This window comes from Arthrobacter sp. SRS-W-1-2016, from assembly GCF_002009585.1.
Lineage (GTDB): Bacteria > Actinomycetota > Actinomycetes > Actinomycetales > Micrococcaceae > Arthrobacter > Arthrobacter bambusae_A.
Genome location: NZ_MTPV01000076.1, coordinates 23,430 through 38,973, shown reverse-complemented (window position 1 = coordinate 38,973; position 15,544 = coordinate 23,430). Strand labels below are relative to the sequence as shown.

Here is a 15,544-nt window from a genome sequence, read left to right as displayed (position 1 = left end):
TCAGGCCTCCCGTCCGGCAACTGCGCGCGATTCAACAATGGATCCTGCGATCGCCGCCAATTCCCGTTCCGGCACGCGGCGGGCGCCGGCGCGGTTGACGGTATACACCACCGGCCAGAGCTGCCGGACGGGGTCCGGACCGCCGGTGGCGGAGTCGTCGTCGGCTGCGTCGTAGAGTGCTTCGACGGCGACGGCGACAGCCTCGTCCTCAGTGAGGTTCGGCCGCCACAGCTTCTTCAAGGCGCCACGCGCGAAGACGGAACCGGATCCGACCGAATGGTGCTCCAATTCCTCGTATCGTCCGCCGGTGACGTCGTACGAGAAAAGCCGTCCCACGCCGGCCGACTGGTCGAACCCAGCGAAGAGCGGGATCACCGCAAGGCCCTGCATCGCCATCGGCAGGTTTCCACGGATCATGGCTCCAAGCCGGTTGGCTTTGCCGTCCAGACTCAGCAGTGTGCCCTCGATCTTTTCGTAGTGTTCCAGTTCAACCTGGAACAACCGTGTGATGTCGATAGCCAGGCCTGCTGTCCCGGCAATTCCCAGGACGGAATATTCGTCGGCCGGGAAGACCTTCTCGATGTGCCTGCTGGCGATCACGTTGCCCATGGTGGCACGCCTGTCCCCCGCCATCAGGACGCCGCCTGGGTAACTCAGGGCGACGATTGTCGTGGCATGGGGCACCGGCGGAATTTGTCCCGCAGGCAGCGCTTGGTTGAAGGGAAGGAGTTCAGGCCTGGAGCGTTGCAGATGCTCTATGAACGAAGACGTTGCTTGGGTGGCCAGGTGGCCGGCTGATGGATCCTGCATTGCTGCGCTCCTTCGACTCTGACATCCGATGCCCGGCGGCCTCGCGCCGGCCGGGCCCTTGGCTTGGCTGGCGGCTGGCTATTGACCGCCCTTTTGCACAAATGCCCGCACGAATTCCTCGGCGTTCGACTCAAGTACACCGTCGATTTCGTCGAGGAGATCGTCAACGCCCTGCGTGGCGACCGAGGCCTGTGCCTCTGGCGCTGCGGGCGGTGCCTCGGGGGCGTCGGCCTCTGTCTCGACGTCCCGCGACTGCGGTTGCTGCTGCTCCTGAGCTGCCATTTCCTTCTCCATTCTGTCCATCCCCGGCAACGGGGACTTCCTGTAATGCCATACTGCCACGGGGCGGGCCGTGACGCTGCGGTTTTGTCGGGCCCGTTTGGCGGCCGTTCCTCAGCCGCCCGTTCAGGCGGGCGGGGCCGGGTCCAGGCCGAGCAATTCACGGAGGAATGCACCGGCTGTGGCATGCTTCCGAAACAACTGACCCGTGAGTGCTTCGGTGCCGCGGAGGGGTTCCCTGGTGGGTACCCGCTGCAGTTTCCCGATGCCGGGAACGTCGAAGATGACTGAATCCCAGCTGGCGCCGACCACGTCCTTGCCGAAGCTGGAAACACACTTCCCGCGGAAATACGCCCGGGTGTCCGATGGCGGTTCGACGACGGCGCGGCTGATCGTGGCGTCGTCGACGATCGTCTCCATGCGGTCGCGGGAAAGCATCCTGTAATACAGGCCTTTCTCCGGCCTCACGTCGGACCATTGCAAATCGACAAGCCCCAGGCGGGCGTCGTTCCATTCCAAGCCGTCACGGTTCCGGTAGCCATCGAGCAGGGACATCTTGGCCAGCCATTCGACGGAAGACGCGGCACTCGCGGGGTTGCTCCCCAAGAGCCCCAGCGTCGACTCCCACCGCTCCAGGACGTCACGGGTATGGCCGTCTCCACTGAAGGAATCGGAAACCCCGGTCTCCTGGCCAAGTTTGGCCGCTGCCTCGTAGTACATCCACTGGATATCAAGCGCGGTGACCCGCCGTCCGTCAAGAAGCCTGACGGTGGCGGTCAGGGAGGTGTCATGGCTGATGGCCTGCAGGCCCGCCACGGGCTCATGTACTTCGATCTTCGGAGCCTGGCCGGCTTCGATAAGGCTCAGGACCAAAGCCGTGGTGCCGAACTTCAAGTAGTTCGACACTTGGCTCAGGTTGGCGTCGCCGATGATGACATGCAGGCGCCGGTACTTGTCCGCGGTGGCGTGCGGTTCATCCCGGGTATTGATGATCGGACGCCTGATGGTGGTTTCCAGTCCCACCTCGGCTTCGAAGAAGTCCGCCCGCTGGCTGATCTGGAATCCGGCAGTTGAACCGTCCTGGCCCTTGCCGAGTCGACCGGCTCCGCAGATGACCTGGCGGGTGACAAAGAACGGCGTCAGGCCCCGGACGATGTCCCCGAAAGGCACCGAGCGCGGCATGAGGTAGTTCTCGTGGGACCCATAGGACACCGATTTGTTGTCGGTGTTGTTCTTGTACAGGTTGATGGGCGGCAGGTCGGGATCGGCGGCCACCTTCCGAACGGTGGCCAAGGCGACGAGGTCGCCGGCCGCGTCCCAGGCCACGGCGTCACGGGGATTCGTGACCTCGGGACTGGAATATTCAGGATGGGCATGGTCCACGTACAGTCGGGCCCCATTGCCGAGCACCATGTTCATGAGCAGCGATCCGGACTCGTCGCCGCCGTCGGCTTCCAGTTCCTGGCGTCCGTACGCCAGCGCGACGGCCTCGGCGTCGAGCACCGGGGGCCTGTCAGTCAGCTGGCTGGGATCGGCGGCACTCCGCTCGAGTGTCCAACCGCGCGCGTCATGCAGGGGTTCTTCGTCCGTATAGTCCCAACGGGTCTCCGCGCCCCCGGCCGCCCGCTGCCGCGTCAGGTTGGCGTAGGCCTGGATGATCCGCGCGGACATCATCGTGGCGTTCGCCCCAGGCGCGGAGGGCGAATGGATGCCGTATTCGGTTTCCGATCCCATGACCCGCATGGCCCCGCCGACGGGAAGCCTGTCCGAGGGCAGGCCTTCCGGCCGGGCCGTCACAGGTACTGGCCGGTGTTGGGAGTCGTTTCGATCGACTTCCCGGGCTCCTGGCCGGCCTTGCCCTGGACGATGGTGCGGATGTAGGTGATGCGTTCGCCCTTCTTGCCTGAGATGCGTGCCCAGTCATCCGGGTTGGTGGTGTTGGGCATGTCCTCGTGCTCGCGGAATTCGTCGACGACGGCGCGCAGGAAGTGGTCGATCCGCAGGCCTTTCTGCTGGGTCAGCAGGAGGTCCTTGATGGCGTACTTCTTGGCCCGGTCCACAACGTTCTGGACCACGGCACCGGAGTTGAAGTCCTTGAAGTAGAGCATCTCGGTATCGCCGTTGGCGTACGTGACTTCGAGGTACTCGTTGGATTTCTCCGTCGAATACATCGCTTCAACGGTGCGTTGGATGATGGCGTCGACCGTGGCCTGGACGTCGCCGCCATGCTCTGCCAGATCCGTCGCGTGGAAAGGAAGGTCGGTGGTGATGTACTTGGCGAAAATATCGGCGGCCGCTTCGGCGTCCGGCCGTTGGATCTTGACCTTCACATCCAGGCGGCCGGGCCGCAGAATAGCCGGGTCGATCATGTCTTCGCGGTTCGAAGCGCCGATCACGATCACGTTGTCCAGCCGTTCGACGCCGTCGATCTCGCTCAGGAGCTGCGGAACGATGGTTGTTTCGACGTCGGAAGAGACACCGGTGCCGCGGGTGCGGAACAGCGAGTCCATCTCGTCGAAGAACACCACCACGGGGCTGCCATCCGAAGCCTTCTCCCGGGCGCGGGCGAAGATCAGGCGGATGTGCCGCTCTGTTTCGCCAACGTACTTGTCAAGGAGTTCAGGTCCCTTGATGTTCAGGAAGTAGCTCTTCAGGTCCACGTTGCCGGCGCGTTCGGAGGCGCGGGCGGCCAGCGAGTTGGCAACGGCTTTGGCGATCAGCGTCTTGCCGCAGCCCGGAGGCCCGTACAGGAGGATGCCCTTGGGTGCCTTGAGCCCGTGTTCGCGGTACAGGTCCGGGTGCAGGAACGGGAGTTCCACCGCGTCGCGGATCTGTTCGATTTGCGGGCCCAGGCCGCCGATGTCCTCGTAGGTGATATCCGGGACTTCCTCGAGGACGAGGTTTTCGACTTCTGCCCGGGGAACCTTCTCCAAGGCGTAGCCGGTGCGGGAATCGAGGGACAGGGCGTCACCGACCCGCAGGTGCACTTTCTGCAAGGCACCCGAGAGCCTCACCACGCGCTCTTCATCGGCCCTGCCCACTACCAAGGCGCGGTCCGTGCCGAGCATCTCCTTGAGCGTGACCAGTTCGCCTGCCCGTTCGTAGCCCAGTCCGGTCACCACGAGCAGGGCCTCATTGAGGAGGACTTCCTGTCCGACGGCCAGCTGGTTGATGTTCACGAGCGGGCTGACGCCCACGCGCATCTTGCGGCCGGCGTTGAAGATGTCCACCGACTCCTCAGTGGCCGCCTGGCCCGTGCTGCCTGCCGTTGGCTGGCGCCTCGGATTGATCTGCAGGATCGTCCCGAAGCTGTACGGCGGTTGACCGTCCTGCTCGAGGGCTCCTTTGAGCCGCAGGATTTCGGCCTTCGCCGTTTCCAGCATGGTCACAAGCTTGGTGTTGTTCTGCGTGGCGGCGGCAAGCTGACGGTCGATGTGGCGCAGCTTGTCTCGAAGGATGTTGATCTGGCGTTCCGCGACGGTGAGTTCCGCAGAGTCGTCCACCGGCTGGATTGCTCCACCCCCGTGTCCCGCTTTTCCCTCAGTCACAGCCTTGTTTGCTGGCTCCTCCGGCGTTGTTCGCCCGAAGTCATTGTTCGACGTATCCACGAAGCATCAGCTCCTTCCCGCTTTCTATAAATAGACCTTAGCCCTCAAAAGCGTCGGGAAACCTGTGACATCCGGAATGCGGACCAGTTTGTGATGTTTCCTCAGGGAGCAGGCGTGGGGTCGTCCTTGACGTGGGTGCCGGCAATCGCATCGCGTGCCGCCCGACGCAGTTTCTTGTCGGAAACCGCGCGCTCCCCTACGGCGCCCGGTGTCCACGCGTTCAAGTCCTCTTCGCTGAACTCGGTCTTGGACGGACGCCGTTTGACGGAGATTCCGGTCACGCCGTCGGCGAGCCGGCGGGTCACCAAAAGGAAGCCGGTGTGGGCCACCATGCGGTGGTCGGGGCGGACAGCGAGGCCCTCAAGGTGCCAGCCACGGACCATGGACTCCCAGGCGTCCGGTTCCGTGAACCGGCCGTCGGCGCGGATGGCTTCGGCAGTGCGGGAAAGCTGGGTCACCGTGGCCACATAGTTGATCCACACGCCGCCGGGGGCCAGGACGGTAGCTACGGCGTCGAGGCATTCCCAAGGAGCGAGCATGTCCAGCACCACGCGGTCCACGGATCCGGGCTCTTCACTGCGGACCACTTCCTCCTGGAAGTCGCCCAGCGAGATCTTCCAGGCGGGGTGCGGACCGCCGAAAATTGTTTCCACGTTGCCGCGGGCGATGTCCGCGAACTCTTCGCGACGTTCGAAAGAGTGCAGGTAACCGTTGTCCCCCACTGCGCGGAGCAGGGAGATCGAAAGGGCGCCCGAACCAACGCCGGCTTCCACAACCCGTGCACCCGGGAAGATATCGGCCATCGTGACGATCTGCCCGGCATCCTTGGGGTAGACCACTGCTGCACCGCGGGGCATGGACAACACGAAGTCCGAGAGCAGCGGCCGGAGCGTCTGGTACTGCTGGCCGATGTTGTTGGCGACTACGGAGCCATCAACCTGGCCGATGATTTCGTCATGGTTGAGGAAGCCGCGGTGCGTGTGGAAGGCCCCGCCTTCCTCCAAGGTGATGGTGTTCATCCGGCCGCGCTCGTCCGTGAGTTGAACCCGCTCGCCCACGCGGAACGGCCCTCGGCGCCGTGCCGCACCCGTCGGCTGGATGGCGGTGTCGGCGGCCGTGAAGTTGGCGGCGGTTTCGCTGCTCATGGGGATTTCCTCGCTCCTGTACGGCTGGGCCGTCTTTTGTTGCCACAGTTACTGCTTAGTGATGCGCGGCCGGGTTAATTCACGGCCGGCAGGTAACTCTACCGGGAAGGTCCTACGGGCGTCCGCTCCGTCGGGCTACTTTACCTGTAATGGCTGTCACTACGGCCTGCTGCCGCAGCAGGCCCATGACCGTACCGACTTCGTCTACGACGGCGTATTCAGTGCCGCTGAGCTGCGCCAGATACTGGATCAGTTCCTGGCCGCTGGAACTCCACGGGACGTAGGCGCCCTCGGCGAGCGGGGTCGAAACCGCCGTCACCAACGTTGTGTAAACCTGGGAGGGCGGCACGGCTGCGGTGGCATGCGGATCGACAAGGCCCTGTGGCCGGCCGTCGGGTCCGCAGATCACGACGGCGGGAGTGCCGTAAGGTGCCACCCGCAGGACGTCGGCGACGGTGGCCGAGTTCGGAATCCCGACGGCGGGTTCGGCCAAGGCCGCGGCGCTCACCAAGGGAAGGCGGCCGCGGAGCGTGGCTTGCTGAATGGCGCCCGAGGCTCCCATCCACAGGAAGCTGCAGACCAGGAGGGTGACGAGCATGTAGCTGAGATCCGGGGTATTTCCGCTCAGCACAGGCAGTACGACGATCCACACCACCAGGACGATCACGATGATCCGTCCCGCCCAGCCCGCAGCCACTGTCCCCTTTTCCTGGCTGCCTGTGGCTTTCCATACCGCGGACTCCACCAAGCGGCCCCCGTCCAAGGGCAGGCCCGGGAGGACATTGAAGATGCCGATGAGGAAATTGGCCCACATGAAGATATTTGTCAGGGTGTCCCCCGCACCGGTGAAGATACCGGTCTGAAGCACCAGCCAGGCCCCGCCCGCGAGGACAAAGTTGGCTGCGGGTCCTGCCAAGGCAACCACCACTGAGCGGCCGGGGGACGCAATGAAGCTCTCGAACTGTGTGTGGCCGCCCCAGAGATTCAGCACGATCTTCTCCGTGGGCCAGTTGAACGCCTTGGCACTCAGGGCATGGGCGAGCTCGTGGACCAGTACGGAAAGGGCAAGGAGCACCGCGTAGGCGAAGGCAACGAAGTACGCGGCGATCCCAAGCGAGTGCTCCCGGATGAGCAGAGCTGGACCGTAGACGATCACCGTGAACGCCGCGATGATGAACCAGGAGTAAGCGAGGTATACGGGGATTCCCGCTATCCGGCCGAGGGGAATCCCGTCTTTACTGCCGCGACGCGTGCTATGGCCACCATTCCGGGGAGTGCTCACTTAGTTCGCCCGTCCAAGGAGAGTCCCGGCCGGCGCATTCGCGGAGGCCCTGGCGGCAACAAGCGCTTCAAGATCGGCGACCTTCCTGCCCTGAAGGGTGTCCCAGGTTGCCCGGCGGGGGTCCTCCGGCAGCGGCATCTGGTGCGGGATCCCCACCGTCACCACGCCTGAGGCAACCGCGGACGCAACTCCCGGGACCGAGTCCTCGAGTGCGACGCAATGGTCTGCGGTCAGCCCGGGGTCTGTGTCCTGGAGACGCTCGACGGCGGCAAGGTAAGCCTCCGGGTGGGGTTTTCCTTGGCTCACGGTGTCTCCCGTGATGAGGAACTCGAAGTAGGGCTTGGAGAGGTTGGCCACGACCTCCCGCGCCATGGGGCCTTCCGACATGGTCACGAGTGCGCAGCGGACGCCTGATTGATACAGCTCGTCAAGCAATTCCTTGGCGCCGGGCCGCCACGGCACCTCGACGCGGAGACGGTCGATGACCCGGGCGCTCAAGGAGTCGACGATCTCGCGCTTTTCCAGGTTCACCCCAGCCATTTGGAGGATGCCGGCCGAATGCATCAGCGACTGCCCTACGAGCTGCATGGCTTGTTCATGGCTCCAGGCGCCACCATGGGACTCCACGAGGGCGCGTTCCGCGGCAATCCAGTATGGCTCGGTGTCCACCAAGGTGCCATCCATGTCCCATAGTGCGGCTTTGAGCTCGGCTTTTACAAAGGGCTGGGTGGCTGAAGCAAGCATGCCTAAAGTCTACGTGGAAGGACGGAAGGCAATTGCCGTTCTACGCCGGGGGCGAAGTGTGGCCACGCCGGTCACTTCACGCCATGCGTGGGTGGCGGTGTTGGACGTAGGGTGAGTGAATGAACAGTTTGGACGGAGCCCCTGACGGACAGGCCACAACACCCGAGCCTGAGCGCCTTCTCCAGCCTGTAGCCGAAGGCCAGCGCATCACCGTGATGCTCGCGGCTTTCGAAGGTTGGAACGACGCCGGCGAGGCGGCCAGCGATTCCCTCCACTACTTGAACAAGTTGTGGCAAGGAAAGAAAGTGGCATCCGTTGATGCCGACGACTACTACGACTTCCAGTTCACCAGGCCGACCGTTCGACGCACGGCCGCCGGAACCCGCAAAGTGAAATGGCCTTCCACGCGCCTTTACAAGGCGAGCGTCCCGGACAGCAACGTCGACGTGGTGTTCGTGCTCGGCACCGAGCCGTCCTATCGCTGGCGCGCCTACACGGCCGAGCTTCTGGTCCACGCCGAGACGCTCAAGGTTGACTACGTGGTGCTGATCGGCGCGCTTCTGGCCGACGTGCCGCACAGCCGGCCGATCCCCGTCAGCACTACCTCGGACGACAGCGGACTGCGGCAGCGCTTGAACCTGGAGGCGTCGCAGTACGAGGGGCCGGTAGGCATTGTGGGTGTGCTGGCGGAGTTCGCGCTGCTTGCGGGGTTGCCCACGGTGTCATTGTGGGCAGCCGTGCCGCACTATGTCGCCCAGCCACCGTCCCCCAAAGCGCAACTGGCCATCTTGAACCGGATCGAGGATCTGCTCCAGGTGCCCTTGGACACCCATGCCCTCAACGAGGAATCCGAGGCGTGGGAGCGCGGCGTGGACGAACTTGCCACGGAAGACCCGGAAATCGCCGCCTATGTGCGGCAGCTCGAAGAGGCCAAGGACACGGCCGACCTCCCGGAGGCCAGTGGCGAATCCATCGCGCGCGAATTCGAGCGCTACCTGAAGCGCAGGGGCAAGGACAAGCCCTGACGGGCTGTCTCCGGGGGTGCGGTGCGCATCTAAGCCAACGCGGGGTCACTTACGGCCCGTCCAAGGCGACATTATGGGCCGTAAGTGACCCCGCGTTGTTTGGATACCCGCGTTGTTTGGATACCCGCGTTGTTTGGATACTAGAGCTCGACGCCAAGCAATCCGTTGATCGCGTCGCTCACGAGTGCGGAATCGAAGGCGCCCGGATTCGCGTTCGACGGGTTGCTGAGGGCCGCAGCGGCCCAGGCATCGACGGCAGCAACCGCGCCGGGAGCGTTGAGGTCGTTGGCGAGTTCGGCACGCATCCGAGTGAGCAGTTGCGCCGCCGTCCCCTCGGGAGCGATGTCCCGGGCCGCCCGCCACGTGTTGAGCCGTTCCTTGGCTTCTGCGAAGCCTTCATCGGTCCAGGACCAATCCGAGCGGTAGTGGTGGGCCAGGATCGCCAAACGGATTGCGGCAGGTTCTTCGCCTGCGGCGCGAAGCTTGGACACGAGGACCAGGTTGCCCTTGGACTTGCTCATCTTTTCGCCGTCGAGGCCCACCATTCCGGCGTGGGCATAGTGGTGCGCCAAGGGAACGCCGCTGAGCGAATACGCGTGTCCGGCACCCATCTCGTGGTGCGGGAAGACGAGGTCCGATCCTCCGCCCTGCACGGTGAAGGGAGCCGGCAGGTACTTCTGGGCGATGACGGTGCATTCAATGTGCCAGCCCGGACGTCCGTCACCGAGGCTTGCGCCGGGCCAGTGCGGCTCGCCGTCGCGGGCAACGCGCCACAGCAAAGGATCAAGGGGATTCCGCTTCCCGGAACGGCCCGGATCGCCGCCGCGTTCGGCGAAAAGCTCCAGCATTTCCACTTCACCGAGCCCGGAGATGTCCCCGAGCGTCCACGCGTCCGGGCTATCCGACGCTTTGCCGGCTGCCTCGACGTCGTAATACACGTCGCCGTCGGGCTCGCCGCCGGTACCGTGCACGCGGTAGGCGAGTTTGTCCGCGATCAGTTTCTCAATGGCCGGGACAATCATCGGGATCGCCTCGACGGCGCCGATGTAATGGTTCGGGGCCAGCACGTTGAGGGCGTCCATGTCGGTGTGGAAAAGCTCGATCTGGCTCGCCGCCAGCTCGCGCCAATCGACGCCGGTGGCGGTGGCGCGCTCAAGCAGGGGGTCGTCGACGTCGGTGACGTTCTGGACGTACGCGACCCGCTGGCCGCTGTCCCGCCATGCCCGGTTGAGCAGGTCGAAGGCGACATAGCTGGCCGCGTGTCCCATGTGGGTGGCGTCGTAGGGGGTGATGCCGCACACGTACATGGATTGCTCCGCGCGTGGCTCGACCTCCACCACGGCCCTGAGGGCGGTATCGAACAGCCTCAAAGGGGGCATGCTGCCGGGTAGTTCAGGCACAGGGCGGGAGATCCACGATTTCACAGCCTCAACCATAGTGCTAGGCGCTGATGACATTGAAACCGAGCAGTACATAGAGGGCGAGTCCCAGGAGAATGCGGTACCACACGAAGACGCGGTAGCTGTGGGTGGAGATGAATTTGAGGAACCAGCCGATGATGATGAAGCCCACAACAAAGGCGATGACCGTGGCCAAGGCTGTTTCCGGCAAGCCGAAAGGCCCGGTGATTCCTTCCTTCGACACCACCTTGTATAGCTGGTAGAGGCCGCTGCCGAAGACCGCGGGTATGGCCAGCAGGAACGAATAGCGTGCAGCCGCCTCCCGGGTGTACCCCATCAACAGGCCGGCGGTGATGGTTCCCCCGGAGCGGGAGACGCCCGGGATGAGCGCCATGGCCTGAGCCAAGCCGTAAAGGATGCCGTGCTTGAAGGTCAATTGGCTCAGCTCGCGTTCCTGCCGGCCCACGGCGTCGGCTACCGCAAGGATCATGCCGAAGACGATCAGCATGGTGGCCACGATCCACAAGCTACGCAGGACGGATTCGATCTGGTCCTGGAACAGCAGGCCGAGAACGATGATCGGAAGGCTGCCGAGGATCACCAGCCACCCCATCCGCGCGTCGGGATCATCCCTGGAGACCTTGCCGCGCAGCGATCCGAACCAGGCACGGACAATCCTGACGATGTCGCGCCAAAAGAAGACGATGACGGCTGTCTCGGTGCCCAGTTGCGTGATGGCCGTGAAAGCAGCCCCGGGATCCGCCGCATTGGGCAGGAACGAGCCGACAATTCGCAGGTGCGCGCTTGAAGAAATCGGTAGGAATTCTGTCAGGCCCTGCACGAGGCCAAGGAAGGCTGCTTCTATCCAGTTCACGTGAATAGACCCTACGTCATGATCTAGGCGAACTCCCCGTAAGCTATCAGCTATGCAGCAGCGTTACGTCGGCAACAGCGGGTTTCGGGTGTCCACCCTTTCCCTGGGCACCATGTCCTGGGCGGAAGAAACGGACGAGCAGGATGCACGGGAGTTGCTCCATACGTTCATCGCCGCGGGCGGCACCATGATCGATACCGCGGCCTCCTACGCAGGCGGACAAGCCGAAGCACTCCTGGGCTCCATGCTGGGGGACGTCGTGTCGCGATCGGAGGTTGTCCTCTCCACGAAAGCGGGGATCTCGACGTCGGACAGCCGGCGCAGCGTGGACGCCTCCCGCGGATCCATGCTGTCCGCCCTCGACGCGAGCCTTGCGCGTTTGCGGACTGACTACGTCGATATTTGGTTCGCGCAGGCCTGGGACGGCAACGTCCCGCTGGACGAAACGCTCTCCGCCCTTGACCTCGCGCTGCGGTCGGGACGCGCACGGTACGTCGGCATCTCCAACTACAACGGCTGGCAGACCGCCAAGGCCGCGGCTGTCGCAGGGTTCACCGTGGTGGCCAACCAATCCGAATACTCGCTCCTGCACAGGAAGCCCGAAGACGAGCTGGTGCCCGCCGTCGAAGACGCAGGACTCGGACTCATGGCGTGGGGCCCCCTCGGCCGCGGGGTGCTCAGCGGCAAGTACCGTGGGCAGATTCCGTCTGAATCACGTGCGGCTGAAGGCCGTCTCAGCGGCTACGTCGAAAAGTACCTCGACGCCCGGGGGGCACGGATCGTCGAAGCGGTGGCCATGGCCGCTCGTGGCCTGGGACGGTCCGCCGTCGACGTCTCGCTGAGCTGGTTGCTCTCCCGCCCAGGCGTATCCACGGCCGTGGTCGGAGCACGCAATGCGGTCCAGCTCAAGGAACTGCTCGACGCACAGCTGGCGCCCCTTCCCGCTGAGATTTCCCGGGCACTGGAGGACGTTTCAGCGGCCTGACCTAGCTGTTACTCCGGCGCTGCCGGCCCCCCCCATTGCTGGCCTGCATTACTGGGCCTGCATCACTGATCAAGGATCTCCAGCTCGTCTTCATCGAGGAGTTCATTATTCTCCTCGTCGTCATCCTCTTCATCGTCGTCGAACACCTGAAGTGGTGTGACTTCCGAGTAGGCCTCGTATAGTGAGTCCTCATATACCTCAAAGGCATCTGCGACGGCAAAAAACGCTGCCTCCACGGTGGGATCTCCTTCGCCCCGGCGGGCGGAAGCGGCAATCAGGTGCTCTTCCAAGGCGGCTGTCAATGACTGAAGCGCGACACGCGGATCGATGCTCATGACTTCACGTTAGCCCGAAAAAGACGAAAATGGAGAGGGATGAGAGAACAATTTCTGAGCAGTTCAGTGGAGCGTCAGCGGGACTACGCAAGGCAGTACGAGTATCTCGTGCTGACCGTCAGCCCTGACGATTCCTTGCCCGAGGCGCGACGTCGGCTCGTGGAGCACTCCGAATACGGCAAGTGGGAACTGGAGCGGAGCATCCTCTATATCGGCGGCGGTCGCCGGTTCTGGCTGCGCCGCAAGGTACTCAACGTGCAGCGCACCGTATAACAGCACGGCCGTTATTCCAGGGTCCCCCGCTCCAGCTTCCGAGCGTTTCAGCTTTCGAGCGGGCCCAGCCACGCGTTGGCTACCGTGGCGTGCGCTGATTCATCGTTGGACGGATGGAAGATCCCGGCCAGCACATCGCGATACAGCCGTTCGAGTTCCGAGCCGCGGAAGTAGCTTGAGCCTCCGGCAACCCGGATGGCCACATCAACCATGCTCCGGGCGTTCTCCGTGGCCCGCACCTTGAGGCCCACGAACTTTGGAAACCACTGCGCCCCGTGATCAACCACGGCATCCACGTCACGGGCCACCGACGCCAACTGGGGCTGGATGGAATCCATGGCCATGGCGGCGTCGGCGATCTTCCAGCGGATGTCCGGGTCCTGCGAGAAGCTTCGGCCGCCGTACTTGGCCGAGGTCCGGCGCGTGACGGCTTCGACCGCCAGGGTGAATGCCCGCTCCGCAATGCCCGTATAGACCGCGGCAAGTAGTGTTTCGAAGCACGCGAAGATCGCGAAGATCAACGGATCCTGATTGGGTCCCACAGGCAGTTTCCGGAAGATCCGCTCCGGCCGCACCACGGCACCGTGGAGAAGCGTGGTGTTCGATTGGCTCGCCCGCATGCCCAGGGTGTCCCAGTCATCCAGTGTCTCGTGGCCTGGCGCGTCCCGGTGGAGGAAGCCGAATACCAGCTCACCGCTCCCCTCCCGTGCGCCGCTGTCCTTGCCGAAGATGCCGAGGCGGGTCCACACCGGCGACAGGCTCGTGAAGATCTTCCGCCCGGTGAAGCTGTACCCGCCATCCGGCTGCGGTTCCGCCGTCGTGCCTGAATCAAAGAGCATGGAGTCGTTCCCCGGTTCGGATATCCCGAACGCAAAGACCTCGCCCTGTCCTGCCTCCTTCAGCACAAAGTCAAGGGAGCTGTCGCCACGGGCCGCCAGGACGTGCGCGACGCCGGTCCAGACCAGGTGCATGTTGACGGCCAATGCCGTGGCCGGAGCAGCCGTGGCAAGCCGGCGCTGAAGCCCTGCCGCGGCTTCGAGCCCGAGCCCCAGTCCGCCGTCGGACTCCGGAACGAAGATCTTCAGGTATCCCGCCGCGGCGAGCTCCTCAAGGTCCTCGTGGAAGAACACGTTGTTCCGGTCATAGCCTGCGGCCCGCGCCCGGATGCGCTCGAGCAGCTCGTCCGGCAGGATCTCCTCGGGAATCAAGGGGTTCTCCCTAGTAGTTACTGAGCAGGGTGTTGAGCACCCTGGATCCGAACTTGAGCGAATCGGCCGGAACCCGTTCGTCGACCCCGTGGAACATGCCCGTGAAGTCGAGCTCTTCCGGAAGCATCAGCGGGGCGAATCCGTAGCCTGTGATGCCGATCTTGCTGAGCGACTTGTTGTCGGTGCCGCCGGACAAGGTGTAAGGCAAGACCTTGGCGCCGGGGTCTTCCGTATGCAGGGCGTCGATCATGGCGTCCACCAGGTTGCCTGCAAACGGCACTTCCAGGGACACGTCCTTATTGACGTAGCTGACCTCCACCCCGTCCCCAGCGAGTTTTTTGACGGTTTCGAAGACCAACTCCTGCTGGCCGGGCAGCGTGCGGCAGTCCACCAGCGCTTCCGCCGATTCAGGGATGACGTTGTGCTTGTACCCGGAGCTCAACAAGGTGGGGTTCGAGGTGTTTTGCAGGGTAGCTCCGACGAAGCTCGCTACGGTGCCGAGTTCCTTGAGCAGTGTCTCGGGATTGTCCGGATCGAACTCGACGCCGGTCAGTTCCGTCACGCCTTCGAGGAACTGCCGGGTGGTGGGGGTCAGCTCAATCGGCCAGCGGTATTCGCCGATCCTGGTGACAGCCCCGGCCAGGCGGGTGATCGCATTGTCGGTGTTGATTTGCGAACCGTGCCCGGCCCTGCCGTGTGCCACGAGGCGCAGCCAGGAAAGGCCCTTTTCCGCCGTCTGGAGCAAGTAAGTGCGCTGGCCTCCGATGGTGGCCGAGAAGCCACCCACTTCGGAGATCGCTTCCGTGGCGCCGTCGAAGAGTTCCCTCCGGTGCTCGACGGCGTAGCGCGCGCCGTGGTTGCCTCCGGCTTCCTCGTCGGCGAAGAACGCGAAGATGATGTCGCGCTTGGGCTTGCGTCCCGTGCGGGCGAAGTCACGCATGACCGAGAGGATCATGGCGTCCATGTCCTTCATGTCCACGGCGCCGCGTCCCCAGATGAGTCCGTCCTTGAGTTCGCCGCTGAAGGGGTCAACAGTCCACTGGTCTTTGAGGGCCGGAACGACGTCGAGGTGGCCGTGCACCACGAGGGCGCCGGCCGAGGGGTCCTCGCCCGCCATGCGCGTGACCACATTGGCCCGGCCTGGAGCCGACTCGAAGATTTCCGCGTCCAATCCCACTTCATTAATCAACGCCGCCGTGTATTCAGCTGCAGCGCGCTCCCCGGGACCGGAATCGTCGCCGAAGTTCGAGGTGTCTATGCGGATGAGTTCCTGGCAGATCCGGACTACTTCGTCATCGGGTCGGATATCAGTCATGGAACTCTCCTTGCTGGCTGGGATGGACGTACTCCGGCGGGAAGGCAGATGGTGCTGACGCTCCCCGCGCGCTTCCCTCAGCCTACCCACCGCATGCCCGTTTGGCCGCGTGCTTTCCCGCGTTTTGGCGCCGATTGGCAGGGCCCAATTGCCGTTGACGGCGCCGTCTCGCGCTCCGGTTTTTTTATTTCCCAGAAACCGTGTTAGAGTTTTTCTCGCTGCTTCGGAGGAAAGAGAAGCGCCGAGAGGCGCAGAACGAAC

Annotated in this window: 15 protein-coding genes; 3 read left to right on the top strand and 12 right to left on the bottom strand. The window is 64.0% G+C overall.

Annotation, left to right across the window (positions count from 1 at the left end):
* The 7 genes from prcB to BMF89_RS20550 all read right to left on the bottom strand — a co-directional run bounded on the left by prcB (window position 1) and on the right by BMF89_RS20550 (window position 7,868).
* Window positions 1-810, bottom strand: a complete 810-nt coding sequence (gene prcB, locus BMF89_RS20580) for a proteasome subunit beta (protein WP_078108901.1) — start codon at window positions 808-810, stop codon at window positions 1-3.
* 78 nt (window positions 811-888) lie between these two features.
* Window positions 889-1,092: a ubiquitin-like protein Pup gene (locus BMF89_RS20575; RefSeq protein WP_078108941.1), complete on the bottom strand. Its 204-nt coding sequence runs from the start codon at window positions 1,090-1,092 to the stop codon at window positions 889-891.
* Between the two features lie 123 nt (window positions 1,093-1,215).
* Window positions 1,216-2,832 (bottom strand): depupylase/deamidase Dop, encoded by a 1,617-nt coding sequence (dop, locus tag BMF89_RS20570; RefSeq protein ID WP_078108940.1) that lies wholly within the window; start codon window positions 2,830-2,832, stop codon window positions 1,216-1,218.
* A 50-nt stretch (window positions 2,833-2,882) separates the two neighbouring features.
* Window positions 2,883-4,697: a proteasome ATPase gene (gene arc / locus BMF89_RS20565; protein WP_078108900.1), complete on the bottom strand. Its 1,815-nt coding sequence runs from the start codon at window positions 4,695-4,697 to the stop codon at window positions 2,883-2,885.
* 101 nt (window positions 4,698-4,798) lie between these two features.
* Entirely contained in the window at window positions 4,799-5,842 is a 1,044-nt protein-coding gene (locus tag BMF89_RS20560; protein ID WP_078108899.1) for a tRNA (adenine-N1)-methyltransferase, read from the bottom strand.
* Between the two features lie 112 nt (window positions 5,843-5,954).
* Window positions 5,955-7,124, bottom strand: a complete 1,170-nt coding sequence (locus BMF89_RS20555; RefSeq protein ID WP_078108898.1) for a site-2 protease family protein — start codon at window positions 7,122-7,124, stop codon at window positions 5,955-5,957.
* Window positions 7,125-7,868, bottom strand: a complete 744-nt coding sequence (locus tag BMF89_RS20550; RefSeq protein ID WP_078108897.1) for an HAD family phosphatase — start codon at window positions 7,866-7,868, stop codon at window positions 7,125-7,127.
* Between the two features lie 119 nt (window positions 7,869-7,987).
* Between BMF89_RS20550 and BMF89_RS20545 the strand changes: the two genes are divergently transcribed.
* A complete protein-coding gene (locus BMF89_RS20545) occupies window positions 7,988-8,893 on the top strand; it encodes a PAC2 family protein (protein WP_078108896.1) in 906 nt (301 codons plus the stop codon).
* A gap of 140 nt (window positions 8,894-9,033) precedes the next feature.
* Here BMF89_RS20545 and mshC read toward each other — a convergent pair whose 3' ends face one another.
* Together mshC and BMF89_RS20535 are read right to left on the bottom strand one after the other, a co-directional pair.
* On the bottom strand, window positions 9,034-10,317 hold the full coding sequence (gene mshC, locus BMF89_RS20540) for a cysteine--1-D-myo-inosityl 2-amino-2-deoxy-alpha-D-glucopyranoside ligase (RefSeq protein ID WP_078108895.1): 1,284 nt from the start codon (window positions 10,315-10,317) through the stop codon (window positions 9,034-9,036).
* A gap of 16 nt (window positions 10,318-10,333) precedes the next feature.
* On the bottom strand, window positions 10,334-11,167 hold the full coding sequence (locus tag BMF89_RS20535) for an undecaprenyl-diphosphate phosphatase (protein ID WP_078108894.1): 834 nt from the start codon (window positions 11,165-11,167) through the stop codon (window positions 10,334-10,336).
* 52 nt (window positions 11,168-11,219) lie between these two features.
* Between BMF89_RS20535 and BMF89_RS20530 the strand changes: the two genes are divergently transcribed.
* Complete coding sequence (locus BMF89_RS20530) at window positions 11,220-12,152, top strand: aldo/keto reductase (RefSeq protein ID WP_078108893.1); 933 nt, start codon at window positions 11,220-11,222, stop codon at window positions 12,150-12,152.
* Window positions 12,153-12,214: 62 nt separating this feature from the next.
* On the opposite strand, the gene BMF89_RS20525 is transcribed toward BMF89_RS20530, so the two are convergent.
* The gene (locus BMF89_RS20525) at window positions 12,215-12,487 is read right to left on the bottom strand and encodes a hypothetical protein (protein ID WP_078108892.1); all 273 of its coding nucleotides are present in this window, start codon (window positions 12,485-12,487) and stop codon (window positions 12,215-12,217) included.
* Between the two features lie 39 nt (window positions 12,488-12,526).
* Here BMF89_RS20525 and BMF89_RS20520 point away from each other — a divergent pair, with 39 nt between their 5' ends.
* On the top strand, window positions 12,527-12,760 hold the full coding sequence (locus tag BMF89_RS20520; protein ID WP_078108891.1) for a DUF5703 family protein: 234 nt from the start codon (window positions 12,527-12,529) through the stop codon (window positions 12,758-12,760).
* A gap of 47 nt (window positions 12,761-12,807) precedes the next feature.
* Here BMF89_RS20520 and BMF89_RS20515 read toward each other — a convergent pair whose 3' ends face one another.
* Both BMF89_RS20515 and BMF89_RS20510 read right to left on the bottom strand, forming a co-directional pair.
* Window positions 12,808-13,968 (bottom strand): acyl-CoA dehydrogenase family protein, encoded by a 1,161-nt coding sequence (locus tag BMF89_RS20515; protein ID WP_078108890.1) that lies wholly within the window; start codon window positions 13,966-13,968, stop codon window positions 12,808-12,810.
* Window positions 13,969-13,978: 10 nt separating this feature from the next.
* Complete coding sequence (locus BMF89_RS20510) at window positions 13,979-15,283, bottom strand: M20/M25/M40 family metallo-hydrolase (protein ID WP_078108889.1); 1,305 nt, start codon at window positions 15,281-15,283, stop codon at window positions 13,979-13,981.
* Window positions 15,284-15,544: the final 261 nt, after the last annotated feature.

Coding starts and splice junctions, on each gene's coding strand:
- prcB (WP_078108901.1), bottom strand. CDS start 810: ATGCAGGATCCATCAGCCGGCCACCTGGCCACCCAAGCAACGTCTTCG.
- BMF89_RS20575 (WP_078108941.1), bottom strand. CDS start 1,092: ATGGCAGCTCAGGAGCAGCAGCAACCGCAGTCGCGGGACGTCGAGACA.
- dop (WP_078108940.1), bottom strand. CDS start 2,832: ATGCGGGTCATGGGATCGGAAACCGAATACGGCATCCATTCGCCCTCC.
- BMF89_RS20560 (WP_078108899.1), bottom strand. CDS start 5,842: ATGAGCAGCGAAACCGCCGCCAACTTCACGGCCGCCGACACCGCCATC.
- BMF89_RS20550 (WP_078108897.1), bottom strand. CDS start 7,868: ATGCTTGCTTCAGCCACCCAGCCCTTTGTAAAAGCCGAGCTCAAAGCC.
- BMF89_RS20545 (WP_078108896.1), top strand. CDS start 7,988: ATGAACAGTTTGGACGGAGCCCCTGACGGACAGGCCACAACACCCGAG.
- BMF89_RS20530 (WP_078108893.1), top strand. CDS start 11,220: ATGCAGCAGCGTTACGTCGGCAACAGCGGGTTTCGGGTGTCCACCCTT.
- BMF89_RS20525 (WP_078108892.1), bottom strand. CDS start 12,487: ATGAGCATCGATCCGCGTGTCGCGCTTCAGTCATTGACAGCCGCCTTG.
- BMF89_RS20520 (WP_078108891.1), top strand. CDS start 12,527: ATGAGAGAACAATTTCTGAGCAGTTCAGTGGAGCGTCAGCGGGACTAC.
- BMF89_RS20510 (WP_078108889.1), bottom strand. CDS start 15,283: ATGACTGATATCCGACCCGATGACGAAGTAGTCCGGATCTGCCAGGAA.